This is a genomic window from Halanaerobium saccharolyticum, from assembly GCF_004362045.1.
Lineage (GTDB): Bacteria > Bacillota > Halanaerobiia > Halanaerobiales > Halanaerobiaceae > Halanaerobium > Halanaerobium saccharolyticum_C.
On sequence record NZ_SNWX01000001.1, the window covers coordinates 12,667 to 35,836 of the forward strand.

24 protein-coding genes, 3 tRNA genes and 1 other RNA gene are annotated in these 23,170 nt (G+C 38.9%); 27 read left to right on the top strand and 1 reads right to left on the bottom strand.

From position 1 onward, the window contains the following. Positions 1-3 precede the first annotated feature (3 nt). The 23 genes from DFR79_RS00070 (at position 4) to rlmH (ending at position 20,006) form a co-directional block, all read left to right on the top strand. Entirely contained in the window at positions 4-2,562 is a 2,559-nt protein-coding gene (locus DFR79_RS00070; protein WP_133513462.1) for a S8 family peptidase, read from the top strand. Between the two features lie 32 nt (positions 2,563-2,594). Next, complete coding sequence (locus tag DFR79_RS00075) at positions 2,595-3,008, top strand: hypothetical protein (RefSeq protein ID WP_133513463.1); 414 nt, start codon at positions 2,595-2,597, stop codon at positions 3,006-3,008. Between the two features lie 227 nt (positions 3,009-3,235). Next, positions 3,236-3,312 (top strand) — tRNA-Arg (locus DFR79_RS00080). Between the two features lie 209 nt (positions 3,313-3,521). Further along, positions 3,522-3,986 (top strand): tRNA adenosine(34) deaminase TadA, encoded by a 465-nt coding sequence (gene tadA, locus DFR79_RS00085; protein WP_133513464.1) that lies wholly within the window; start codon positions 3,522-3,524, stop codon positions 3,984-3,986. Further along, a tRNA-Ser gene (locus tag DFR79_RS00090) sits at positions 3,973-4,065 on the top strand. Before tadA ends, DFR79_RS00090 begins: the two co-directional genes overlap by 14 nt. Positions 4,066-4,174: 109 nt before the next feature. Then, positions 4,175-4,266 (top strand) — tRNA-Ser (locus DFR79_RS00095). Between the two features lie 32 nt (positions 4,267-4,298). Then, positions 4,299-4,565: signal recognition particle sRNA large type (ffs, locus tag DFR79_RS00100), an RNA gene on the top strand. 67 nt (positions 4,566-4,632) lie between these two features. Beyond that, positions 4,633-6,738: a DNA polymerase III subunit gamma/tau gene (dnaX, locus tag DFR79_RS00105; RefSeq protein WP_133513465.1), complete on the top strand. Its 2,106-nt coding sequence runs from the start codon at positions 4,633-4,635 to the stop codon at positions 6,736-6,738. Between the two features lies 1 nt (position 6,739). Further along, positions 6,740-7,048 carry a YbaB/EbfC family nucleoid-associated protein gene (locus tag DFR79_RS00110; RefSeq protein ID WP_133513466.1) on the top strand — a complete coding sequence of 103 codons (309 nt, stop codon included), beginning with the start codon at positions 6,740-6,742 and terminating at the stop codon, positions 7,046-7,048. Further along, positions 7,048-7,647, top strand: coding sequence for a recombination mediator RecR (gene recR, locus DFR79_RS00115; RefSeq protein WP_133513467.1), 600 nt, complete (start codon positions 7,048-7,050; stop codon positions 7,645-7,647). Before DFR79_RS00110 ends, recR begins: the two co-directional genes overlap by 1 nt. Before the next feature lie 349 nt (positions 7,648-7,996). Then, on the top strand, positions 7,997-9,460 hold the full coding sequence (gene guaB / locus DFR79_RS00120; RefSeq protein ID WP_208107463.1) for an IMP dehydrogenase: 1,464 nt from the start codon (positions 7,997-7,999) through the stop codon (positions 9,458-9,460). A gap of 289 nt (positions 9,461-9,749) precedes the next feature. Further along, the gene (gene trxB / locus DFR79_RS00125; RefSeq protein ID WP_133513469.1) at positions 9,750-10,805 is read left to right on the top strand and encodes a thioredoxin-disulfide reductase; all 1,056 of its coding nucleotides are present in this window, start codon (positions 9,750-9,752) and stop codon (positions 10,803-10,805) included. 225 nt (positions 10,806-11,030) lie between these two features. Further along, positions 11,031-11,657 (top strand): dTMP kinase, encoded by a 627-nt coding sequence (gene tmk / locus DFR79_RS00130; RefSeq protein WP_133513470.1) that lies wholly within the window; start codon positions 11,031-11,033, stop codon positions 11,655-11,657. Further along, positions 11,657-12,016 (top strand): cyclic-di-AMP receptor, encoded by a 360-nt coding sequence (locus DFR79_RS00135; RefSeq protein WP_133513471.1) that lies wholly within the window; start codon positions 11,657-11,659, stop codon positions 12,014-12,016. Before tmk ends, DFR79_RS00135 begins: the two co-directional genes overlap by 1 nt. A 109-nt stretch (positions 12,017-12,125) precedes the next feature. Continuing rightward, positions 12,126-13,115 (top strand): DNA polymerase III subunit delta', encoded by a 990-nt coding sequence (gene holB, locus DFR79_RS00140; protein WP_133513472.1) that lies wholly within the window; start codon positions 12,126-12,128, stop codon positions 13,113-13,115. 21 nt (positions 13,116-13,136) lie between these two features. After that, positions 13,137-13,949 carry a PSP1 domain-containing protein gene (locus DFR79_RS00145; protein ID WP_133513473.1) on the top strand — a complete coding sequence of 271 codons (813 nt, stop codon included), beginning with the start codon at positions 13,137-13,139 and terminating at the stop codon, positions 13,947-13,949. A 20-nt stretch (positions 13,950-13,969) separates the two neighbouring features. Continuing rightward, positions 13,970-14,296, top strand: coding sequence for an initiation-control protein YabA (locus DFR79_RS00150; protein ID WP_133513474.1), 327 nt, complete (start codon positions 13,970-13,972; stop codon positions 14,294-14,296). Between the two features lie 2 nt (positions 14,297-14,298). Then, positions 14,299-15,021, top strand: a complete 723-nt coding sequence (locus DFR79_RS00155; protein ID WP_133513475.1) for a tRNA1(Val) (adenine(37)-N6)-methyltransferase — start codon at positions 14,299-14,301, stop codon at positions 15,019-15,021. Between the two features lie 77 nt (positions 15,022-15,098). Beyond that, complete coding sequence (gene rsmI, locus DFR79_RS00160) at positions 15,099-15,968, top strand: 16S rRNA (cytidine(1402)-2'-O)-methyltransferase (protein WP_133513476.1); 870 nt, start codon at positions 15,099-15,101, stop codon at positions 15,966-15,968. A 94-nt stretch (positions 15,969-16,062) separates the two neighbouring features. Next, a complete protein-coding gene (gene metG / locus DFR79_RS00165; protein ID WP_133513477.1) occupies positions 16,063-18,021 on the top strand; it encodes a methionine--tRNA ligase in 1,959 nt (652 codons plus the stop codon). Positions 18,022-18,045: 24 nt separating this feature from the next. Next, positions 18,046-18,702: a redox-sensing transcriptional repressor Rex gene (locus tag DFR79_RS00170; RefSeq protein WP_133513478.1), complete on the top strand. Its 657-nt coding sequence runs from the start codon at positions 18,046-18,048 to the stop codon at positions 18,700-18,702. Between the two features lie 3 nt (positions 18,703-18,705). After that, positions 18,706-19,524 carry an MBL fold metallo-hydrolase gene (locus DFR79_RS00175; RefSeq protein ID WP_133513479.1) on the top strand — a complete coding sequence of 273 codons (819 nt, stop codon included), beginning with the start codon at positions 18,706-18,708 and terminating at the stop codon, positions 19,522-19,524. 2 nt (positions 19,525-19,526) lie between these two features. Continuing rightward, positions 19,527-20,006, top strand: coding sequence for a 23S rRNA (pseudouridine(1915)-N(3))-methyltransferase RlmH (gene rlmH, locus DFR79_RS00180; protein ID WP_133513480.1), 480 nt, complete (start codon positions 19,527-19,529; stop codon positions 20,004-20,006). Positions 20,007-20,151: 145 nt separating this feature from the next. Here rlmH and rpsD read toward each other — a convergent pair whose 3' ends face one another. Next, a complete protein-coding gene (gene rpsD, locus DFR79_RS00185; RefSeq protein ID WP_133513481.1) occupies positions 20,152-20,748 on the bottom strand; it encodes a 30S ribosomal protein S4 in 597 nt (198 codons plus the stop codon). Positions 20,749-21,039: 291 nt separating this feature from the next. Here rpsD and DFR79_RS00190 point away from each other — a divergent pair, with 291 nt between their 5' ends. The 4 genes from DFR79_RS00190 (at position 21,040) to DFR79_RS00205 (ending at position 23,168) form a co-directional block, all read left to right on the top strand. Continuing rightward, a complete protein-coding gene (locus DFR79_RS00190) occupies positions 21,040-21,675 on the top strand; it encodes a class I SAM-dependent methyltransferase (RefSeq protein WP_133513482.1) in 636 nt (211 codons plus the stop codon). Between the two features lie 14 nt (positions 21,676-21,689). Beyond that, the gene (locus DFR79_RS00195) at positions 21,690-22,115 is read left to right on the top strand and encodes a hypothetical protein (protein WP_133513483.1); all 426 of its coding nucleotides are present in this window, start codon (positions 21,690-21,692) and stop codon (positions 22,113-22,115) included. Between the two features lie 257 nt (positions 22,116-22,372). Then, the gene (locus tag DFR79_RS00200; RefSeq protein ID WP_133513484.1) at positions 22,373-22,903 is read left to right on the top strand and encodes a transcription repressor NadR; all 531 of its coding nucleotides are present in this window, start codon (positions 22,373-22,375) and stop codon (positions 22,901-22,903) included. Between the two features lie 67 nt (positions 22,904-22,970). Beyond that, the gene (locus DFR79_RS00205; protein ID WP_133513485.1) at positions 22,971-23,168 is read left to right on the top strand and encodes a hypothetical protein; all 198 of its coding nucleotides are present in this window, start codon (positions 22,971-22,973) and stop codon (positions 23,166-23,168) included. The last annotated feature ends 2 nt before the right edge of the window (positions 23,169-23,170 follow it).

Below are 23,170 nucleotides of genomic sequence, written 5' to 3' on the forward strand. Positions count from 1 at the left end.
AACTTGCCCCAGAAAAAGTATATCCCTTTTCCTAATTATACAATCAATGGTCGTGAAAGTTTAACTGGAGGAAGATCTAAGATAAAGAGTCCTTCTCGTGAAAAACAAAAAGATAAATTTGATGGTCCCATGAGAGAGTTGACGCGTACAATGGAGTCAAGATTTGCTGAAATAAAAGATGAGACTACTGGCTTAGATCCGGATATGGTTCTGGTATTAGAAACAGTAGGAAGTGTCGGTAATTTTTATACAGCAGTAAAAAATACTCAAGGGTTTAGCTGGTTGGTAGATTCTATTTCAGAGAGTATTGAAGAAAATGAAGAATTTTATAAAGATAGTGCTCCTTCAGGTAAGGAATTAAAATGCAAGTTATATATGCTTTTAACAAATAGGACTGCTCTGGAACAGTTACTCCAGTTATGGGATAAATTTAACAGGGAAGAAGATCTTCCTCGAGGTAAAAAAGGTTGGAGAGAGATTTTTAATCATTTAAAGGATATCAGAACCTGGGGTGTAGAGGATAGGCTTCAAGATACAGGTCTGTTAAAAAGATGGAAAGAAGATTTAGAATATCAGGATTCAGTTAAGTTTGAAATAGAATTCTGGTTTAATGACAATCGGGATAAACAAAAATTAATTGAATCTGATTTTAAAAGTAAAATTGAGGAATTTGAGGGTAAGATTATTGATTCAGCTTTAATTGAAGAGATTAAATATCATGCTTTTTTAGCTGAGATTCCTGCTGTTGCAGCTGAAAAATTAGTTGCTGATTTTAAACGAGATAAAGATAATAAAGTTTTAAAATCTGAATCTGTAATGTTTTTTAATCCACTTCCCCAGGCAGATTATAAATTTCAGGTTGAAGAATTGGAAGAATTAGCTACCGACAATATTGGTACTACAGAACAAACCGATATGGAGCCAGTGGTTGCTTTATTTGATGGTTTGCCTTTGCAAAACCATCAATCTATAAAAAACAAATTAATTATTGATGATCCTGAAGATTTTGAGGATAATTATCTGGCAAACTATAGATTACATGGTACAAGTATGGCCTCTTTGATTTTAAATGGAGATTTAAATAATTCTTTTCTTAAACATGAAAGGCCTATTTATGTTAGACCAATATTAAAGCCAGACTTAGAAAATAATTTTGATGGTCAAATAAGAGAAACTATCCCTGAGGATAAATTATTTATAAAAAGGATTTATCAAGCTGTGAAAAGATTATTCGAAGAAGGAAATGATGGGGTAGCTTCTGAGATAAAGATTATTAATTTTTCCATTGGTGATAAATATCGTCCATATTTAGATAAGATGAGTTCTCTGGCCAGACTATTAGATTGGCTTTCATGGAAATATAGAATTCTTTTTATGGTTAGTGCTGGTAATAAAGCTGATAATTTTGATTTCGAAGAGGGAGAATATACAAAAGACAGTTTATTAAAAAATATAAATAAAAATCTAAGAAACAGTAAAATCTTGTCACCTGCAGAGTCAATAAATTCAATTACTGTTGGAGCTCAACATAAAGATTATAGTGAGTTTTCTTTAGAAGGTAATTTTCATATCGATTTTTTTGAAGGGTATAATGATTTACCCAGTCCTATTTCACGCTTTGGTTTAGGTTATAATAGAACAGTTAAACCTGATATTTTATTGCCAGGTGGAAGACAGATATATAATAAGAATTACTTACCTGGGGGAAATTATAGATTTACTCCTAACTTTTCTCCACATAAACCCCCCGGCTTAAAAGTTGCTTTTCCTGGATCAAGTCCAGGGTTAAATAATTTTGCTTATACTAATGGTACGAGTAATGCTAATGCGCTAGCAACCCATAAAGCCGCTGAATTATATGAGTTACTAAAAACTAATGAAGAGTTTATAAAAATACCAGATGATGAGATTACAGCATTAATAAAATGTCTGCTAGTTCATTATGCAGACTGGAATAATGGATATAAATTTTTGGAAGAAACATTGTCTGAAGATGTAAATATAAATTCTTTTAGAAGACACGCACAAAAGTTTTTGGGTTATGGTTTTATTAATCCAGAGCAAACATATGGCTGCACTGAAAGACAGGTCACTTTATTTGCTACATCAAAAATCAAGGCTGAGGAGGGGCATAAATATATTTTTCCTTTACCTAAAAGTCTTGAAAGTAAAGCTATTCCAAGAAATCTAATTATTACTCTGGCCTGGTTTAGTCCAATAAAATCTCAGTTTAAAAATTATCGACTGGCTAAATTATATTTTAAACCACCACAAGATGAATTATTGTTGGGTAGAAGTCAGGCGGACTGGCAGGCTGTAATGAGAGGCACTCTTCAGCATGAAATTTTAACAGGTGATAAAGCCAGTGTTTATTATGATAGTGACAACATAAAAGTTAGTGTTAACTGCTATGATAAAACAAATGAATTGAATAAGAATGATATTGAAATTCCTTATGCACTCGCAGTTACACTGAAAATTGAAGAAGATATTAATATTTATAATGAAATAGAAGAAAAGGTAAGAATAATTAATGAGCAGAGAGAACAGATTAGATCATAATTTTTCTAAGGTTATAAGGAGTTGAATAACTAATGGGTAAAAAAAGAAATGGTCATTACTGCGTAGTGTGTGCAAGTGTACTTCCTAATGAAAAGTTCTCTGGCAAAGGTCACAGTCGGCATATATGTAAAAAATGTTCTAAAAAATCAGCTGCAGAGCAGGATGAACAAATAAAAGTAAATAAAATTTACGGTATGACTCGTTTTATGAACTTATCTAAAAATAATAAAAAGCAGCTTGATAAATATTTAAATGATGATTCTAAAAAAGTAAGGGAAGCGGCGAAATCAGTTATAGAAGAATTTGAGGAACTAAAAAGAATAAGAAAAGAAGATGATCAACTGGTGGAAAAAATTGCATCGATGACAGAAGAAGAGTACGAAGAATATTTTGATGAAGATGAAGCCTATCAGGATGACTTTTTTTCTGATGATTTACCTTTTTAACTCGTGTTAAATCTCCAGGATTATAATTAATAACAGCTCACAACGGCTGTCAATTCGATCAACACTAATTTATTTCAAAAAAACCTTGACGAGACCCCTGTATGCTGTTATAATAATAATCGTCGTCTGAAACAATCAGTCGTTCACCGGCTGCTGTTTTATGGTTTTAACTCCCCAAAAAGGGTTAAGCAAAGGGAAAGATTCCCGATATGACATAATCTTACTGTGCGCCCGTAGCTCAACTGGATAGAGCGATTGACTACGGATCAGTAGGCTAGGGGTTCGAATCCTCTCGGGCGCGCCATTTTAAATAAGATAGCAAAAGTAAACTCCCAGTTAACACAGCAGGGAGATTTTTATATTTATAGCTGTTATTTATCGACATAATTGACCAGACACTTCCGGCTGCTGGGCCTTGAAAATTATCTCAAAAAGGTCTTGCAAAAGCTAAAAGCAGCTGTTATAATAGTTAATGTTGCAAGTTAAAATTTTGCACTATTCAGGAGATATTCTATGGAAGATGATATAAAATATATGCAGATGGCCCTGGCAGAAGCCAGGAAGGCTTATCATAGAGCTGAAGTTCCAATCGGTGCAGTTGTTGTCTGTGATGATCAGGTTGTTGGCCGTGGGTTTAATCTCCGGGAGCAAACTCAGGACCCAACTTCTCATGCCGAAATGATTGCTCTGAGAGAAGCTGCCGCAAATGAGGACAGCTGGCGTTTAGAAGATTGTCAGCTTTATGTGACTTTAGAGCCCTGCCCAATGTGTGCAGGTGCAATTTTACAGTCGCGAATTAAACGCCTTGTTTACGGTGCCAGTGATCCCAAAGCAGGAGCTGTCAGAAGCCTGTATCAGCTTTTAGATGATAACCGTTTTAATCATCAGGTAGAAGTTGAGGCAGGTGTACTGGAAAAAGAATCAGCTCAGCTTTTAAAAGATTTTTTCCGTGAGTTAAGATTACGGAAGGATGGGTGAGTCTGGCTGAAACCGCTTGACTCGAAATCAAGTAGACAGTTTTACTGTCTCGAGGGTTCGAATCCCTCTCCTTCCGCCATTAGATTTTATCATCCATAGAATTATATATAAATTTTAAAAGTAGAGACTTAGAATTGGAGTGATTGGATTTTATCCGACCTCTTACTTCTTACCTCCTACTTCCTTACGGAGAGGTGTCCGAGTCTGGCTTAAGGGGCCCGCCTGGAAAGCGGGTGTAGGCTCAAACCTACCGAGGGTTCGAATCCCTCCCTCTCCGCCATTAAAAACTTTATAATTTTTGTTAAGATTTGGCCGCACTAGATGGGGTGGTAGCGGTACCCTGTAACCTGCAAACCGCTAAAGCAGGATTGACGCCGTGGCTGAGGATTTTTTCTTTCAGGGTCTGGCCCTGATAAGTAGTGTTGACAATTGGGTCTCGCGCAATGAAGTCTTGTGAACCCCGTCAGATCCGGGAGGAAGCAGCGGTAAGCAAGTCGCTTCATGTGCCGCGAGGGTGCCTGATTCGAGCCAACTGTCAGGGTAACGCCTGGGGGAGAATTTTCGAAACACGGTGTGCGGTCACTTTTTTAAAACACCCGGAATAGGGTGTTTTTGTTATATAATACTATTTTTTGAGGTGAAAAAAATGTCCTTTCTCTCTCTTTATCGAAAATATAGGCCAGAAAATTTCAATGATCTGATCGGTCAGGATCAGGTTAAACAGACTTTAAAAAATGCTCTAAAAAATGATAGAGTAGCTCATGCCTATCTCTTTGCTGGTCCCCGGGGAACAGGAAAAACTTCGGCAGCGAAAGTTTTTGCCAAATCACTTAATTGTGCTAATCCAACTCCGGATTTTGAACCCTGTGGTGAGTGTAATTCCTGTCAGCGGATAGAAAAGGGTAATTCTCTTGATGTAATTGAGATTGATGCTGCTTCTAATCGCGGTATTGACGAAATTAGAGAGCTGAGAGAAAAGGTCAAATTTTATCCTGGTGAAGGCAAACATAAGGTATATATTATAGATGAGGTGCATATGCTGACCAAAGGTGCCTTTAATGCTCTTTTAAAAACCTTAGAAGAGCCGCCCGAAAGTGTGGTTTTTATCCTGGCAACTACTGAACCACATGCGGTGATCACAACGATTATGTCCCGCTGTCAGCGCTTTGATTTCACCTTACTAACTTTAACTAATCTTAAAAAACGTCTAAAATATATTGCTGATGCTGAAGGTTATGAGATTGACAAAGAAGCTCTTGATATTTTAGCCCGCAGTGCGCGGGGAGGGATGAGAGATGCGATCAGCCTTTTAGACCAGGCCATTTCTTTTAGTGATGGTCAGCTCAGTCTCGAAGAAGTATCCCGGATGCTGGGAAGGATTGATAAATCAGATTTAAAAGAATTTTTACTTCATTTGAGTAACAAAAAAAGCCAGCCTGCTTTAGAATTATTAAATAAACAGCTCGAATCAGGGCTCGGTATAGAGAGATTTAGTGATGAGTTAATCGAATACTGCCGCGAATTACTTTTAATCAAAGAATGTGGTATTGATTCTGGAATTCTCGAATATTCCCGCAGTTATTTAGAAGAAATTGCTTCTGCAGCTGCTAATTTAAGTACTAAAAAGATAACAAATATTATTGATGAATTTGCATCTTTAAAAGATAAATTGCGCTCAAGTGCCAGACCCCGTTTACAATTGGAGATAAGTGTTATAAAATTAAGTAGTAGAGGGAGCAGCAGCAGTTCTCTGGAAGCAAGACTTTCAGAACTGGAATTCAAACTGGATAATTTCCTGACTAATCAGGATAGTTCTGAGTTTAAAAGTGGACTTGAGCTTGAGAAATCAGCTGCCGAAAAGTCGGAGCAGAAAAAAATTGAGAGCGGGAAAGATCAGTCTGAACCAACTCCAGAAGAAACTGCTGCAGATGAACCAGCAGCTGAGACACACACACCAGCTGTTGAAGCTGATAAATCTTCAAAATCTGACCAATCTGGGCCAAAAAATAGGCAGGCCAAAAAACAGATAGAGTCTGTTAAAAAAGAAAAAAATGTGTCAGAAAAAGACACTTCCAGAAATGCTGGCAGTAATGCTGAAAGATCTAAACAGCAAAATCAAAATACAGCAGCCGCTGGAGCTGATATTAGTCTGAGCCAGGTTAAAGAAAGCTGGGCCCGGGTTTTAAAGGAAATCCGTCAGCTGGATATTTCGGTGCAGGCGCTTTTAAGAGAAGGTTCTCCCGCAGCAGTGGAAGGAAAAACAATAGTTATTGCTTTTCCGGAAGATAAAAAGTTCCACTACAAAGGAGCTGCTTCCAATGAGGCTTTAATTGCTCGAGTTTTAAGAAATGTTTTAAATGAGGCAGTGGAACCGGAATTTCAGCTGGGAGCTAAAAAAAAAATAACTGAGCAGTCGGCAGATAGAGATTCTGACATTCAAACTGTTCAAAAAAATGTTGCCCAAACTGAAGCTGTTGATTTAGTTGAAGACAGCAGTCCAGCTGCAGGACAGTCGGAGCAGAAAACCAATCTCAGTCACAGTTCTGAGCCGGATGAGGCAGACGAATTTTCAAAAAGTGATCAACAAAAATCAGAAAAAAATGAATCAGAAGCTGAAGAACCTGCTTCTCAGGGGAGAGAACAAAAACCTGAGCAGGCCGGTGATTTGGACATAGAAGCTTTAGCCAGGATTTTTTCTGGTGAGATTATAGAAGTGGACCAATCAATTTTAGAAAATAGAGGAGGAAATTAAAATGAATATGCAAAAAATGATGAAACAGGCACAGAAGATGCAGGCCAAGATGGCCAAGATGCAGGAAGAGCTGGAAGATAAGACACTTGAGGCAACTGCAGGTGGTGGAGCTGTTAAGGTAGTAGTTAATGGTAAGCAGGAAGTTGTTGATCTGCAGATTGATCCTGAAGTAGTTGACCCGGAGGATGTAGAAATGCTGGAAGATTTAGTACTGGCAGCTGTTAATCAGGGTATGCGCGAAATGCAGGAAATGGTAAATGATGAAATGGGTAAAGTAACTGGTGGTATGAATCTACCAGGGATGCCCTAATGAATCCATATCCTAAACCAATGGGGAAATTGATCGGCGAGCTCAGTAAACTGCCCGGTATCGGGCCTAAAACTGCTCGCCGTCTTTCTTTTTATATACTGGGCCAGCCCAAAAATGATGTAAAAACCCTGTCAGATGCCCTGATTGAAGCCCGGGAGAAGATCAATTATTGTTCTAACTGTAACCATTTGACTGAGGGAGAGACCTGTACTTTCTGTCAGTCTGAGGAGCGGGATAGGACTTCGATTTGTGTAGTGGAAAGCCCCCGGGATGTAGTTGCAATGGAAAAGACCGGAGAATACAACGGTCTTTATCATGTGCTGCACGGAGCTATCTCACCGATGGATGGAATTGGGCCTGATGAAATAAAAATTCGTTCCCTGATTCCCCGTCTGGAAAAGGATCATGTCCAGGAGATTATTGTAGCCACTGACCCTAATGCAGAAGGTGATGCTACTGCAATGTATCTTGCTAAATTGATTAAACCTCTGGGAGTTAAAGTGACCCGGATCGCTCACGGAATTCCTGTCGGCGGCGACTTAGAATATGCAGATGAGGTAACCCTCTCCAAGGCTTTAGAGGGAAGAAGAGAGTTATAAATATTACAGTTACCGTTTACCTGTCGAATTTTGTCGTTAATTCGACAGGTAAACGGTAGGTGCACAAGGAGAAGTCCCCTGAACGGGGGCTTTTTTTAAAATTAAAACTAAAATTGGAGCACAAAATGGGATATATTTCGCTAAAATTCGACAAGTAAACGGTAGGTGCACGTTTTACAGCTTGACATTAGCCCTGAGCTTTGTTAAAATACTTAAAATATTAGATTGTTCTTACGGCATAATAATTATCCAATTATCTCATTTTATTACATATCAATGAGGGTTAGTTTTGCAGTTTTCAGTTCATAATTTTAAGTATTAATTTTTACAAAACTCAAGGAGGTTGGTTATGGAAAAAATAATTAAAGAAGGCTTGACTTTTGATGATGTTCTGCTGGTGCCGGCAGAATCAAATGTAGTTCCAAAAGAAGTAAGTACAAGATCTAAACTGACTGATGATATTTATCTCAATACTCCAATTATGTCGGCGGGAATGGACACAGTTACCGAAGGTGATATGGCAATTGCAATGGCCAGAGAAGGTGGATTGGGAGTAATTCATAAAAATATGCCGATCGACCAGCAGGCGGCTGAGGTTGATCGAGTAAAGCGTTCGGAAAGTGGAGTTATTGTTGATCCATTCTTTTTAAGTCCAGATGCCCTGATTGAGGAAGCAGAAGCTTTAATGTCCAAGTATCATATCTCAGGTGTGCCAATTGTTGATGAAAACGAAAAACTGCTCGGAATTTTAACCAATAGAGATCTGCGTTTTGTAGAGGATTATAAGCGGCCTGTTTCGGAAGTAATGACCGAGGAAAAACTGGTTACTGCCCCTGTGGGAACAGATTTAGAGGGAGCCAAAGCTCAGTTAAGAAAACATAAAATAGAAAAACTGCCCATAGTTGATGACGAAGGAATTTTAAGAGGTTTAATTACAATCAAAGATATAGAAAAGGCAAAACAGTACCCTCTTGCTTCAAAAGACAAGCAGGGAAGATTACTTGCTGCTGCAGCGGTCGGGACCGGAAATGATACAGATGAGCGAGTGGCAGCTTTAGTTGAAGCCGGGGTTGATATTTTAGTAATTGATACCGCCCATGGACATTCGAAAAATGTGATCAATGTAGTTAAGAAAATCAAGACCAAATACCCAGAACTGCCTGTGATTGCAGGTAATGTGGCAACTGCTGAAGCAACTGAAGCTTTAATTAAAGCTGGTGCTGATGTGGTTAAAGTCGGAATCGGACCCGGTTCAATCTGTACCACCAGAGTTGTTGCTGGTGTTGGTGTGCCTCAAATTACTGCAATTAATGATGCAGCTGAGGTGGCGAAAAAACACGGTAAAACAGTGATTGCTGATGGTGGTATTAAGTATTCTGGTGATATTGTTAAGGCGATTTCTGCTGGAGCCAATAATGTGATGATCGGAAGTCTCCTGGCTGGAACCGAAGAAAGTCCGGGAGAATTGGAAATATATAAAGGTAGAAGTTATAAAGTCTACCGCGGAATGGGTTCAGTTAGTGCCATGAAAAAAGGAAGTAAAGACCGCTACTTCCAGGAAGATGAAACTGAAACAGAAAAATTTGTGCCGGAGGGAATTGAAGGAAGAGTTCCCTATAAAGGTACACTGGCAGAAACTGTTTATCAGCTTGTTGGAGGCTTAAAATCCGGTATGGGTTACTGTGGAACCCCTGATATTGATTCTTTGATTGAGAACTCCCGGATGATCAAAATTTCTGCAGCTGGTCTCCGCGAAAGCCATCCTCATGATGTTAAGGTAACAAAAGAAGCTCCAAATTACAGTATTGATTAAGTCAAAATTTTTTAGTATGCTCTCTGTTCTTTTTCCGGCAGAGAGTTTTTCTTTTTGGACAGGCCAAAAGAGAATAAAATAGAACAAAAGTGATTCAGACTTTGCTGTTAGCACCTGCTTTGTTGCTAGTTTTACAGAAATATAGGCTAAATAGTATTAAGATTATATCTGTAAGTTAAAAGTTTATCTTATAAACAAAAAATAAAAAATATTATATATCTCACACAAAGCACCTAAAAACACTTTAGAACAAAAAATGTTAGCAAAGTTGATAACAGGGGGAATTAAAATGAACGAAAAAATTAGACAGGAAGAAAATTTAATTATTATTGGTGGAGGACCCGGTGGTCTTTCTGCCTCAATTTATGCAGCCCGGAATGGAGTTGCACCACTGGTTTTAAATGGTCCGGAACCAGGGGGTCAGATTACAACAACTTCTGAACTGGAAAACTATCCCGGCTTTCCGGAGCCGATTGGTGGTTTTGAATTATCTCAAAAAATGACCGAGCAGGCCGAAAATTTTGGTGTGCGTTTAGAATACGAAAGTGCAGAAGAAATTGATTTTTCTGGAGACAAATTTACTGTTAAAACAGAAATGGGCGAATATATTGCAGACTCGATAATTATAGCAACAGGAGCCGAGCCTAGAACTCTGGGACTTGATAAGGAAGATAAATTTCGAGGTAATGGAGTTTCTTATTGTGCAACCTGTGATGCCGCTTTCTTTAAAAACAAAGAAGTAGCGATCGTCGGTGGTGGTGATACCGCTTTATGGGAGGCAACTTTTTTATCTAAATTTGCTGCTAAGGTTTATATCCTGCACCGCCGCGATAAATTTAGAGGTGCCAAGATTCTCGGTGACAGAGTAAAGGCTAAAGAAAATATCGAGATCCTCTGGGATACAGAGGTTAAAAGCCTTAATGGGGAAAACAAATTAGAAGGTATCCAGATCTTTAATAATAAAAATGGTGAAGAAAGACTGCTGGAAGTCGATGGGATGTTTGTTGCTATTGGTCATCAGCCGAGAACCGAATGCCTCAAAGGCCAGATTGATTTAGATGACTACGGCTATATTCTAACAGATAAGAAACAGCACACCAATATCCCGGGAGTTTTTGCCTGTGGAGATGTCCAGGATCCCGATTACAGACAGGTTGTTGTGGCAGCTGGTTCTGGAGCTAAAGCTGCAATCGAAGCTTCCGAATATATTGAAGAAAAGGAAGATTCTTTCCCTGCCAGAGAGGTTAAGATTAAAGATTTTACAGGCGAAAAGAATGAAGATAGCCAGGAAGATGGGGCTGAAAAAGAAGAAGGAAGTTTAAGCCTCAGTTTAAACCTGGATTAAATCTAAAACTAAAAATATAATTATAAACCTTGATAATCTAGCCGGCGGGTATTCTTGAGAAGTTCAAGAATGCTGAAGTCGGTTTTTTTCTTTTTTGAATCGGTGAAAACCCACAATTATTATTTATTTTGCAGCTGGAGTCTCATTGCATTAACAGAGGGATTATTATATAATTATATTATAAATAAGATTATTTTAACAAAGTTTAGAGAGGGGCTGGCCGTTTTGGCAGAAGGTTTTTTTATTACATTCGAGGGAATTGAGGGCTCAGGTAAGACCACCCAGATTAATTTACTGGCAGAATATCTGCGGGAGCAGGGTTATCAGGTTTTAGTTAGCCGGGAGCCGGGTGGAACAGCTCTGGGAGAAAAAATCAGGGAGCTGCTTTTAGATCCTCAATATGATTCGATGGACTACAGAACAGAGATTCTTCTTTATGCTGCCGATAGAGCTCAGCATGTTAGAGAAAAAATTAAACCTGCTTTAGAGCAGGGGAAAATTGTTATTTCAGATAGATTTGTGGATTCTAATCTTGCTTACCAGGCAGCCGGCCGCGGTCTTGATTATGAGATGGTATATCAAATCAATGACTGGGTAATTGATTCTACCTGGCCGGACTTAACTTTTATTTTAGATATTGAGATCAAAGAAGGTTTAAAAAGAGCCCGGGCACTCAGCCTGGATGAAGCAGGAGATAGACTGGAACGAGAAGTTGATGATTTCCATCAGCGGGTTAGAGACGCTTATCTGGAGATGGCAGAGGGCGAAAGATTTGCCCTGGTAGATGCGGGTGGAGACAGAGAAGAGGTCCAGAAAAATATAAAAAAAATTATCGCCAGGAGGTTATTCTAATGGAAAAAAGAGCAGAATCAGGTAAAACAGTAAAAATGGTGGTTGCTGTAGTTCATGATCACGATGCGGCTGACTTGCTGGAGTCGCTGACAACTTCGGGTTTTCAGGCTACAAAAATGGCCTCAACAGGTGGATTTTTAAGAGAAGGTAACACCACCTTTATGATCGGCTCCGATCAGGAACATGTAGAAGAAGTGCTGGATATCATTAGAGAAAACTGTGAGTCACGCAAAAAAACTGTGGCCCCGATGTCACCTGTTGCAAATTCGTTAGAAGGTTATTATTCTTTTCCAATGGAAATCAAAATTGGAGGAGCAACCGTATTTATCATTGATGTCGAACAGTTTATCAAAATGTAGAGCAGTTATTTAAAATATAGAGTTTTTAATTAAGATTTAGAAGAGTTAATAAGCTGTGGTCTAATTTAAATGATAAAGTGTAGTTTATAATAAATAGAGGAGTTTTTAAATGAGTTTTAACTCAGTTATCGGACAAAAAGAAGCGGTAGAAATACTGCAGGATGAAATAAAAGATGATCGAATCAGCCATGCCTATCTGTTTTCTGCTAAAGAGGGCAGCGGCAAATCAAAGCTGGCTTTTGAATTTGCAAAGGCCAGTTTTTGTGAGGAAGCTGAGGCTGACAGCTGCGGCAGCTGTATTAACTGCCGTAAAATGGATCACCAGAACCACCCTGATTTTAAGGTGATTTCTGTGCTGGAAGGCAAAAGCGCGATTTCTATCGATCAGATCAGAGAGTTAAAAAAAGAGATTGCCTATAAGCCCTATGACAGTGATCATAAAATTTACGTTATGGAAACAGCCGAAAAGATGACAAAAGAAGCAGCAAATTCGCTTTTAAAGACTTTAGAAGAACCTCCTTCTTTTGCCACAATTATCTTATTGGTCGAGGACAGCGGTAAACTGCTGCCGACAATAGTTTCGCGCTGTCAGCAGATCAAGCTGCGTAATGTAAGTAAAGAGAAAATCAAGGAGCTGCTTTTAGCGGAGGGCCTGGAGGTTGAGCGGGCGGAAATAGTCAGCAGTACTGCAGCTGGAAGTCCGGGTAAGGCGCTGGAGATTATAAAGATCGACGATTATTTTGAGCAGCGTCAGCAAATTTATGATTTTTTAAAAGATATTAATTCCAAAAACACAATCGAAATTTTTCAAATCACAGAAAAATTATCTTCACTGCTGAAAGCTGATTTTCCCTGTTTTAATTTGCTATCAGACTGGTATCGCGATATAATGATGATTAAACAGGATTATCTGGATGCAGTGACCAATAAAGACTATTTTGAGGAATTAAAAGAGCTGGCTGCAGAGCTTAGTCTGCAGAATATAATTAGAAATTTGGAGTTGATAGCCCAGAGTGAAGAATATATTGAACGCAATATTAGAGAAGAACTTAGTCTGGAAGTCTTATTTTTCAAACTGCGCCAGCCTGATCAAGAATAGATAAATGAGGTGTTTAATTTAATGAAGACGGTAGTTGGAGTAAGTTTTAAAAAAGCCGGAAAAATCTATTATTTTGATCCTGGTGAACTGGAAATAAAAACCGGAGATTATGTAATAGTAGAAACCGCCCGCGGTATAGAATATGCCGAAGTTGTGGTTGGCAAAAAAGAAATATCAGATGACGAAATAGTTGCGCCTTTAAAAGATGTTATCAGAAAGGCCACTTTAAAAGATAGAGATAAACATGAGAAGAATTTAGCACTGGAAGCAGAAGCTTATGACATTTGTCTGGATAAAATTGAGAAACACGGACTGCCGATGAAGCTGATAGATGTAGAATATACTTTTGATCACAATAAGATTATATTCTATTTTACAGCAGATGGCAGAGTTGACTTTAGAGAACTTGTTAAAGATTTAGCATCAGTTTTTAAAACTAGAATTGAGCTGCGTCAGATTGGAGTCCGGGATGAGGCCAAAATGCTTGGTGGTTTAGGTCCCTGCGGCTTACCTGTCTGCTGTGCGACATTTTTACGCGATTTTCAGCCGATTTCAATTAAAATGGCAAAAAAGCAGGATTTATCACTCAATCCTTCCAAAATATCAGGTCTCTGCGGCCGTTTAATGTGCTGTCTGCGCTATGAAGCTCAGACCTATAAAGCCCTTAAAAGATTAATGCCCAATATAGGCGAAAAAATTGAGCTTGAGATGGGTAAAGGAAAAGTTGTTGACCGCAATCTGGTCAAACACACTGTAGAAGTTGATATTGGAACAGAAGAAAATATAGAAGTAGATGTAGAGGAACTGGACGAATATGATTTAGATTTAGATTGAATGGAAAGGAAGGAAATTTAATGGATCAGGAAATATTGAGCAGCCTTGCCCATTTTCAGGAACAAATCGAGGCACTTTCCCTCCGTTTTCATAAACTTAAAGATATTACCTACAAGCTCTATCAGGAAAACGAAGAACTGCAGCGCGAAAACGAAGAGCTGAGATCTCTGCTTTTTAAAGATCAGGAAGATGCAGAAGAAGCTGTGGTTGAAAAAGAAGGTTACAGTAATTTGATTCATATCTATGATGAAGGTTATCATGTTTGTCCTTTAAGTTTTGGAGAAAAAAGAAAAGGAGACTGCCTTTTTTGTTTAAATCTGCTGGAAAATCAGGGTAAGGAGAAATAGTGATGGAAGAGATTCATTATTTGATTGAAGATGAGCTTGAAATTATACAGGATAATCGGTTTTTTAAATTTGGAACTGATTCTGTACTTTTAGCAAATTTTGTTAAACTCCGTCGAGGAGATAAAGTAATTGATCTTGGTACAGGCAGTGGTGTAATTCCACTGCTTTTAGCATATAAAAATGAGGGTGTAGAGGTCACAGGAGTCGAAATCCAGCCTGAGGCCGCTGAGCTGGCAGAGCGTAATGTGGAGTTCAATCAGCTGCAGGATCAGATTAAAATTATTAATGCCGATCTCCGGCAGCTGGATGCTGAACTGAAGGCCGGCAGCTTCGATGCTGTGGTTTCCAATCCACCCTATCTACCTGTAGAAGCTGGTAGAATGAAGAAAAGTGATTATCTGGCAGCTGCCAGACATGAGATCCACGCAGAGCTGGAGGATGTTGTGGCTGAGGCCGCCCGACTTTTAAAGTACGGAGGTCAATTTTTCCTTGTTCACCGGGCAGAGAGATTGACAGAAGTAATAGAAACCTTAGCTAAATATAACTGTCAGGCCAAAGAACTGCGGCTGGTTCAGGCCCGGCGTGATAAAGAAGCCGATATTTTTCTGCTCCGGGCCAAAAAGGGAGCCAATCCAGGCCTGCGGGTTAAACCTGTTTTAATAATTTATCAGGAGAACAGCAGTGAATATACAGCAGAGCTCAAAGAAATTTATGGACAAAAATAATTTGGAATATACTTTCCTTATTCTATAATTGCAATACATGATTGTTTTAGAATGATTATTTACAGGAGGTTATTTTTTTGCAGGCAGCAGAGCTTTATTTATGTGGAACCCCAATCGGTAATTTAGATGATGTAAGCCAGCGGCTGCTGGCTACACTAAAAGAGGTTGATCTTATCGCCTGTGAGGATACCCGCAGAACTCAGAAACTTTTAAATTATTTTTCGATCAAAACAAAAATGATCAGCTATCATGAGCACAACGAAAAAGAAAGAAGTAAAGAGTTGATTGAATATTTACAGGCTGGTCGAAAAATAGCTTTAGTCAGTGATGCCGGGATGCCTGGAGTCTCAGACCCCGGGGAAATCCTGGTCAAAAAAGCTGTATCTGCCGGGATTGAAGTGATTCCGATTCCGGGGCCGAGTGCTTTTCTGGCAGCCCTGGTTGTTTCCGGACTTGATATTTCTGCTTTTTCATTTAAAGCTTTTATTCCCCGCTCCGGTAAAAAACGGCAGCAGTTTCTGGAAGAGCTGGCTTTAGCTAAAGATACAACCGCTTTTTACGAATCTCCCTATAGACTTAAAGATACACTCAAAGATCTCAGCCAGTTCAGCTCAGAACTTGCCTCACGCCAGGCAGTTGTGGCCCGCGAAATCACAAAAATGCACGAAGAAAAATATTATGGTACAGTGGCTGAGTTGGAAGAGAGGCTTAAAGAGCAGGAGATCAAAGGGGAAATCGTTGTAGTAATTGCCGGCCGCAGTCAGGTGGAAGCAGAAAGTGAAGGCTGGGAAGACTTAAGTATTTTGGAACATCTTAAACTTTTAATTGAGAGTGGAATGACCAAAAAACAGGCAATTAAAAAGGTTGCCAATTTGAGAGAGCTGCCCAAGAGTGAAGTTTATAAAGAAGCAGTTGTCATTTCAGTTGATAAGGATAAATTTGAATAGTTTTTAAGATGAATTTTAGCTTAATTTTATAAAAATTTGAGTAAATATTTATGATTAAAAGATTTATGACTAAATCTGGAGAGGATGATCAATTTTGAGCAGAGATACCTATTATGTAACAACCCCGATTTACTATCCAAGTGATAAATTACATATCGGCCATGCCTATACAACAGTTGCGGCTGATACAATCGCCCGCTACAAAAAAATGCAGGGTTATGACACCATGTTTTTAACCGGTTCTGATGAACACGGTCAGAAAATTGAGCGTAAGGCAGAAGATGCCGGTCAGGAAACCAGAGAATATGTTGACCAGATTGTAGAAACTTTTAAGGAGCTCTGGGATAAGCTGGATATCGACTATGACTACTTTATCCGGACTACCGAGGAGCGCCACGAAAAAGTAGTGCAGAAAATCTTCAAAAAACTTTATGATAAAGGCGATATTTACAAAGGTAACTATGAGGGCTGGTACTGTACTCCCTGTGAGGCTTTCTGGACCGAAAGACAGCTGGAAGAGGAAAATGGCGAAAAAGTTTGTCCCGACTGCCACCGTCCGGTAGAATGGGTGGAAGAAGAAAGCTATTTCTTCAAGATGGGCAAATATGCTGACCGCCTGTTAGAACATATAAAAAACCATCCGGAGTTTATTGAACCGGAATCACGCCGGAATGAGATGATTAATTTTATAGAAAATGGCCTTGATGATTTAAGTGTGTCCAGAACTACCTTTGACTGGGGAGTTCCGGTACCAATTGATGAGGACCATGTAATTTATGTCTGGATTGATGCTTTAAGCAATTATATTACAGCTATTGGTTATCAGACAGACCAGGAGAATTTTGAACACTACTGGCCGGCAGATTTACATCTGGTTGGTAAGGACATTCTCCGCTTCCACACGGTAATCTGGCCGACTATTTTAATGGCCCTGGATCTGGAATTACCGGATCAGGTATTTGGTCACGGCTGGCTTTTAAGTGAGACAGGTAAGATGTCAAAATCCAAGGGTAATGTTGTCGATCCGGTTGTTTTAATCGATGATTTTGGCAAAGATGCAATTCGCTATTACCTGCTGCGTGAGGTGGCTTTTGGTACAGATGGCAGGTATTCTACAGAAGCTTTAATTCAACGGATTAACTCTGACCTGGCAAATGATCTGGGTAATCTTTTAAACAGAACTGTGTCCATGGTGGAACAGTATTTTGACAGTGAGATTCCGGAGCCGGGAGCAGAAGAAGCAGTAGACAAGGAATTGATTGATCTGGCTGCAGAGACCAAAAAAGATATTGAAGCAGAGATGGAAGAATTAAAATACACTGTGGCCCTGGAAAAAATCTGGAATTTTGTCCGCCGGACCAATAAATATATCGATCAGACAGCTCCCTGGATTTTAGCCAGAGAGGAAGCAGATCGCGAAAGATTAAAAACAGTACTCTATAATCTGCTGGAATCTCTACGGATTACTGCAGTAATGTTAAAACCTTTTCTGACAGAGGCTCCTCATAAGATGGGTGAGCAGCTGGGTCAGGCAGAGGCAGTCAGACAGGCTGACTGGGAAGATGCTAACTGGGGCGGCTTAAAAACTGGAGTTAAAGTTTATAATGGGGATCCAATGTTCCCCCGGATAGATTTAGAAGAATATTTCGAAAAGGTGGAAGCCCGCAAAGAGCAGGCCGAAGCTGAGCAGGAGGAGGAAAACGAATTGGATTTAGTTGAGATCAAAGACAGAATTACTTTTGAAGAATTTATGGATGCGGATATTAGAGTTGCTGAGATTTTAGAAGCAGAAAAAATTGAAGGCAGCAATAAACTGCTAAAACTGAAGGTCGATATTGGCCTGGAGGAAAGACAGTTAGTGGCTGGAATCGCAAAGCATTTTAGCGCGGAAGATGTTATTGGACGTCAGATTTTGATTGTAGCTAATTTAGAACCTGCCACAATTTTTGGGGTTAAGTCAGAGGGCATGATTTTAGCTGCTTCTGATCCAGAAGATAACATGGTTTTATCAACTGTAAGTGCTGATATTGCAAATGGAAGTCAGGTAAAATAATTATTAAAGCAGGAGGAATTCACAGTGAAAGATAGAGAGAATATACCTAAGGCTACAATTGAGAGACTCCCTTTATATTACAGGTGTCTTGACAAAATGGATACTTTTGAAGAGGTTGAGGTAGTTTCTTCTAAGGATCTGGGAGGAAGACTTGATATTCCCTCAACTCAGGTGCGGAAAGACCTTTCCTATTACGGAGAGTTTGGACGCCGGGGAGTTGGTTATAATGTCAACGAATTAAAAAGATCTGTAGGTAAGATTTTGGGAGTTGATCGGATCTGGCCGGCAGTTTTAGTCGGGGCCGGTAATCTGGGGCGAGCCCTGGTTAATTACGGAAGTTTTGCCATGATGGGTTTTGAAATCAGCAATGTGCTGGATAATGATTTAGACAAGATAGGAAATATGATTAACGAACGCGAAGTAAAGAGTGTGCAGGAGATTGATAAAATAGTCAAGGAAAATGATATTAAACTGGGAGTGATTGCTGTTCCAACTGAGGCGGCACAGGAAGTTGCCGACCAGATGGTTGAAGCAGGAATCAAAGCAATCTGGAATTTTGCACCAACAAGACTTTATGTTCCAGATGAGATTGAAGTTAAAAATGAAGACCTGGCAGTTGGTATTGTTTCTCTGATATATCATTTAAGCTGGCAGGAAGAAATGGAAGCAAAGGGTGAGTAAAACGTGAGGATAGAAACAGCGGTTTTATCCAGCGGCAGCAAAGGTAATTCTACTTATATTCGGGCCGGAAAATATTCGGTTTTAATTGATGCCGGTTTAAGCGGCAAAGGACTGGAAGAACGAATGGCTGCCCTGGATCTGGATCCGGCAGGCCTGGATGCATTATTGATCACTCACGAACATAAGGATCATATAAAGGGGATCGGAATTTTATCCCGCCGCTATGATCTGCCGATTTACGCCAATGACGGCACCTGGGCAAAAGCGGAGCCGGAACTGGGTAAGATTAAGCCCGAAAATCGAAGGGTTTTTACTGGTGATTTTGTAATTGGGGGGCTTAAATTTTCTCCCTACTCGATCTCTCACGATGCTTCTCAACCGGTAGGTTATGTCTGTCAGGCCGGCGGCAAAAAAATTGTACTGGCCACTGACACAGGTATTATGGAGCAAAAGATTATCGATAAAATTAAGGGAGCAGACTTTTTTGTTCTGGAATCAAATCATGATCTGGAAATGCTGATGACAGGCAAATATCCTTACTTTTTAAAAAATAGGATTAAGGGTAGTGAGGGTCATCTTTCCAATGATGACACAGCTGCACTGCTGCCGGGTTTGATTAAGGATAATTTTCCCACAGTAGTGCTGGCTCATTTGAGTGAGGAAAATAATAATCCTAAAGTTGCTTACATTACAGTCAATAATGCCCTCAAAGAAGCCGGCCTGGAAGTCGGCAGGGATTTAAGAATGGGCTGTGCGGATCAGCATCAAACGACTCCACTTTTCAGGATTGATCAGAAAGCAAAAAAGAAGGAATCATTTTAATTATGGATATTAATATCATTACTGTCGGCAGTTTAAAATCTTCCTTCCTGGAGCCGGGAATTGAAGAATTCAAAAAACGCTTAAGCCGCTACTGTAATTTAAATATTATCGAAGTTAAAGACGAAACTGTTCCCAAAAACCCTTCGGCTAAAGATCTTGAAGCACTGCAGGCCCTGGAAGGTGAGCGGATAATTAAAAATATTCCGGAGAGAAGTTATGTTTTTGCCCTGGATGTAAAGGGGAAACCGATGACTTCTACCGGTTTTGCAAAATCACTGCACAATCTGCAGGTTCGAGGCTACAGTTCTTTCAGCTTTGTAATTGGAGGAGCAACCGGCTTAAGTGATTTTGTCCTGCAGCAGGCCGATTACAGATTTTCTCTCTCCCATCTGACCTTTACCCACCAGATGATCCGCTTAATTTTGCTGGAACAGATTTACCGCGCCTTTAAAATTAATAATAATGAACCCTATCATTTATAATAAAAAAATATAAGTAGGTACCAGGGACAAAAAGGCCTTTTTGGACCTGGTACAAGTGAATAAAAGAACAATTATTTAAAGCTAAAATGCCAGAAATCGGTTTGAACCGGTCGCTGGCATTTTTTAGATCTGAAATTTTTCAGTTTTATTTCCTGGAATAAAATTCTATTACCAGCTGATCATTAATTTCGATTGGGATTTCATCTATTTCTACTTCTGAACTTAACTTCGCCTCAAAATTATCATAATCTCTTTCCAGATAGCTGATCTGATTTAAATGTCGATCCAGAAAATTTTCTCGAAACAAATTGTTTTTTCTATATTTATCTCTCAAAGTAATCTGATTACCAATCTCAACCTGATAAGATGGAATATCTATCTTTTTCCCATTGACTAAAATATGTCCGTGAACAACCATCTGCCTTGCCTGTCTGATAGAACGGGCAAAACCTGCTCGATAGACAAGATTATCCAGCCGCTTTTCCAGTATTCTAATCAAATTATCACCAGTCACACCGTCTTCACTGGCGGCTTTTTTTACATAATTACTAAATTTTTTCTCCATCAAACCATAATATGCACGCAGGCGCTGTTTTTCCAGCAGCTGCTGGCCGTAGTTTGATAAGTTTCTTTTTTCGCGATTAAATGTCCCATCTGCTCTCTTCATTGCCCTGGGATGTCCATAAATATTAACACCCAGTCTTCTTGATTCTTTAAATCTTGGACCTCTTTTTCTGGCCAATTTAAACTTCCTCCTTATTAATAACTATTAGCCGCGGTTATTAATCCATAGTTATCTTATCAAGTTTAAGGCAGAAGTTATAGTTCCTATTTAACAATTCAAAGATTAAGTCGATTATTTTAAAACTTAAATAAAATTTTAGCAAATTAATTTACAAAGTAAGACCTGATGTAATATAATAAAATATAGGATGTTATTATAAATCCAGCTATGTTATCAGATTAAAATTAATTTTACTTAAATAATTTTCAAAATACAAAATAATAACGAAATTTAAGAGGAGTGTAAGTTTTGGACTGTATAATTTGCGGCAGCAGTGATTTAGAATTACTTGATATTAAAAATAAATATTATCACTGTCAGGATTGTGAAGTTATTTTTATTGACCCGACGGAAATAGTTGCTCAGGCTGAGGAAAAAGAGAGATATGAGGGACATGATAATAATCATCAGAATGAGGGCTATGTTCAGATGTTTGAGGATTTTATTGAGGAGCTAATTGAGCCTCATCTAGATTTAGAGAAGATAAATGATGTTTTAGAATTTGGCTGTGGACCCGGCCCGGTTCTGGCTGATCTCCTGGAGGCTCAGGCGCTCGAAGTTGATCGTTATGACCCCTATTTTTTTCCGGAGAAAGTGTTTTTAGATAAAAAATATGATTTAATTACCTCGACAGAGGTGTTTGAACATTTTTCTGATCCAATTAAAGAAATGGAGTTGTTAACTTCTCATTTAAAAGATGGTGGCCATCTGGCCGTGATGACTTCTTTTCATCCCGGACCGGAGGAGTTTGAAGACTGGTGGTATAACTGGGATCCAACCCACATTGTTTTTTATAACCAAAAGACCTTTAGTAAATTAGCTTCAGATTTTGGTTTAGATATTATTTATACTGATCAAGAAAAATATATTCTTTTTAAAGCTTAGAGGGGGAGAGACTTTTGAAAAAATATGTAGTGCTGGTGACAATTATTTTAACTTTATTCATTTCTTTCACTGCAGTTAATGCTCAAGAAGTTGATGTCTGGGAAAAGGCGAAGGAAGAAGGAGTTCAATTTCGTGCTGTTGGTAATGATCCGGAATGGCTGGTTGAAATTAGAAATGATGACAAGATTAAATTTGTTAATGATAGCGGCAGACTTGAGATTAAAGCTCCTGTAGATGATCTCTGGCTGGGACCGGCTGGAGAAGATAAGATTTATTATGTTGAAAACGATGTTATTCAGTTTCAGGTTATTATTATGAAAAAAGGCTATCAGGATCCTCTGAGTGGGGAAAAGTTTCCCTATCAGGTAAGAATTGTTTTTCCAAATAAAAGTTATGTTGGTGGCGGCAGGCTTTTAATTCAACCTGAAAATGAAAATTAAGATAAACTTAGAAACTCCCTGTTTAATATAAGCAGGGAGTTTTATTGACTGCCTGAGATTCGGCTCTCGTAATTTCTGCTGTTCCCCTAAATTCTGCCGGGTCCAGTCTCCCCCTCCTAATCTTAATTGCCATCTTAAAACCGTCTAAAGTTGTAATCGAATAATAAAAGCAAATAATGACTTTACAGCTGACAATACAAATGATAAAATAAAGAGCAAGTAATTTAAAAGGGATTTAAAATGATTAATTTACCGGGGTGATTAAAATTAAGACCAAACAGAGAAGAGAAAAGCTGCTGCAGAGACTAAAAAAATCTCAAAAAGCATTAATTGGTTCCCAGCTGGCCGAAGAATTTGGAGTCAGCCGTCAGGTGATTGTCCAGGATATTGCTCTTCTGCGGGCCCAGGGAGAAAAAATTGTTGCCACCTCACAGGGTTATTTTTATGAAGAAAATCTGGGGATGCCCACTGTTAAAGCTTCTATTGCCTGTCGTCATGATGATCAGGAAGAACTTAAAGATGAGCTTTTAACTGTGGTAAATTACGGTGGGCGAATTATTGATGTTAAAGTTGAGCATCCAATTTACGGAGAACTCTGTGGGAATCTGATGATCAGCAGTGTTGAGGATGTAGAAAATTTTGTCCACAACTACCATCAAAATGAGGCAGCACTGCTTTCAAAATTAACTGATGGAGTTCATCTGCACACAATTGAAGCTGTTAATGAGCAGGTTCTGGAAAAAATCAAAGATGAGTTAGATGAAAAAGGTTATTTGCTGGAAGAATAATATATTTTTGCTTTTACTGTAAAGACAGCTGTAAAGTTTTGCTGTAAAAATTGGGAGGTATCTAATTATGGAGAATAAGAAATTGAAGAAACTGCGTTTATTTTACACACTGGTAATTCTGCTGCTGGTGATTTCTGCTTTTGCAGTCCCCTATACTCTGCTCAACTCGATTAATCTTTTTAGAGGGGCCTTTTTGTTCTGGAGTCTTTTTGCTTTAACCGTTATCTTTTTGACTATCAAAATCACAGGTTACTGGAGGGAATAACA

Excerpts from the sequence above, each read along its gene's own strand:
- DFR79_RS00075 (WP_133513463.1), top strand. The coding sequence starts at position 2,595 with ATGGGTAAAAAAAGAAATGGTCATTACTGCGTAGTGTGTGCAAGTGTA.
- tadA (WP_133513464.1), top strand. The coding sequence starts at position 3,522 with ATGGAAGATGATATAAAATATATGCAGATGGCCCTGGCAGAAGCCAGG.
- dnaX (WP_133513465.1), top strand. The coding sequence starts at position 4,633 with ATGTCCTTTCTCTCTCTTTATCGAAAATATAGGCCAGAAAATTTCAAT.
- DFR79_RS00110 (WP_133513466.1), top strand. The coding sequence starts at position 6,740 with ATGAATATGCAAAAAATGATGAAACAGGCACAGAAGATGCAGGCCAAG.
- recR (WP_133513467.1), top strand. The coding sequence starts at position 7,048 with ATGAATCCATATCCTAAACCAATGGGGAAATTGATCGGCGAGCTCAGT.
- guaB (WP_208107463.1), top strand. The coding sequence starts at position 7,997 with ATGGAAAAAATAATTAAAGAAGGCTTGACTTTTGATGATGTTCTGCTG.
- trxB (WP_133513469.1), top strand. The coding sequence starts at position 9,750 with ATGAACGAAAAAATTAGACAGGAAGAAAATTTAATTATTATTGGTGGA.
- DFR79_RS00135 (WP_133513471.1), top strand. The coding sequence starts at position 11,657 with ATGGAAAAAAGAGCAGAATCAGGTAAAACAGTAAAAATGGTGGTTGCT.
- holB (WP_133513472.1), top strand. The coding sequence starts at position 12,126 with ATGAGTTTTAACTCAGTTATCGGACAAAAAGAAGCGGTAGAAATACTG.
- DFR79_RS00145 (WP_133513473.1), top strand. The coding sequence starts at position 13,137 with ATGAAGACGGTAGTTGGAGTAAGTTTTAAAAAAGCCGGAAAAATCTAT.
- DFR79_RS00150 (WP_133513474.1), top strand. The coding sequence starts at position 13,970 with ATGGATCAGGAAATATTGAGCAGCCTTGCCCATTTTCAGGAACAAATC.
- DFR79_RS00155 (WP_133513475.1), top strand. The coding sequence starts at position 14,299 with ATGGAAGAGATTCATTATTTGATTGAAGATGAGCTTGAAATTATACAG.
- rlmH (WP_133513480.1), top strand. The coding sequence starts at position 19,527 with ATGGATATTAATATCATTACTGTCGGCAGTTTAAAATCTTCCTTCCTG.
- DFR79_RS00205 (WP_133513485.1), top strand. The coding sequence starts at position 22,971 with ATGGAGAATAAGAAATTGAAGAAACTGCGTTTATTTTACACACTGGTA.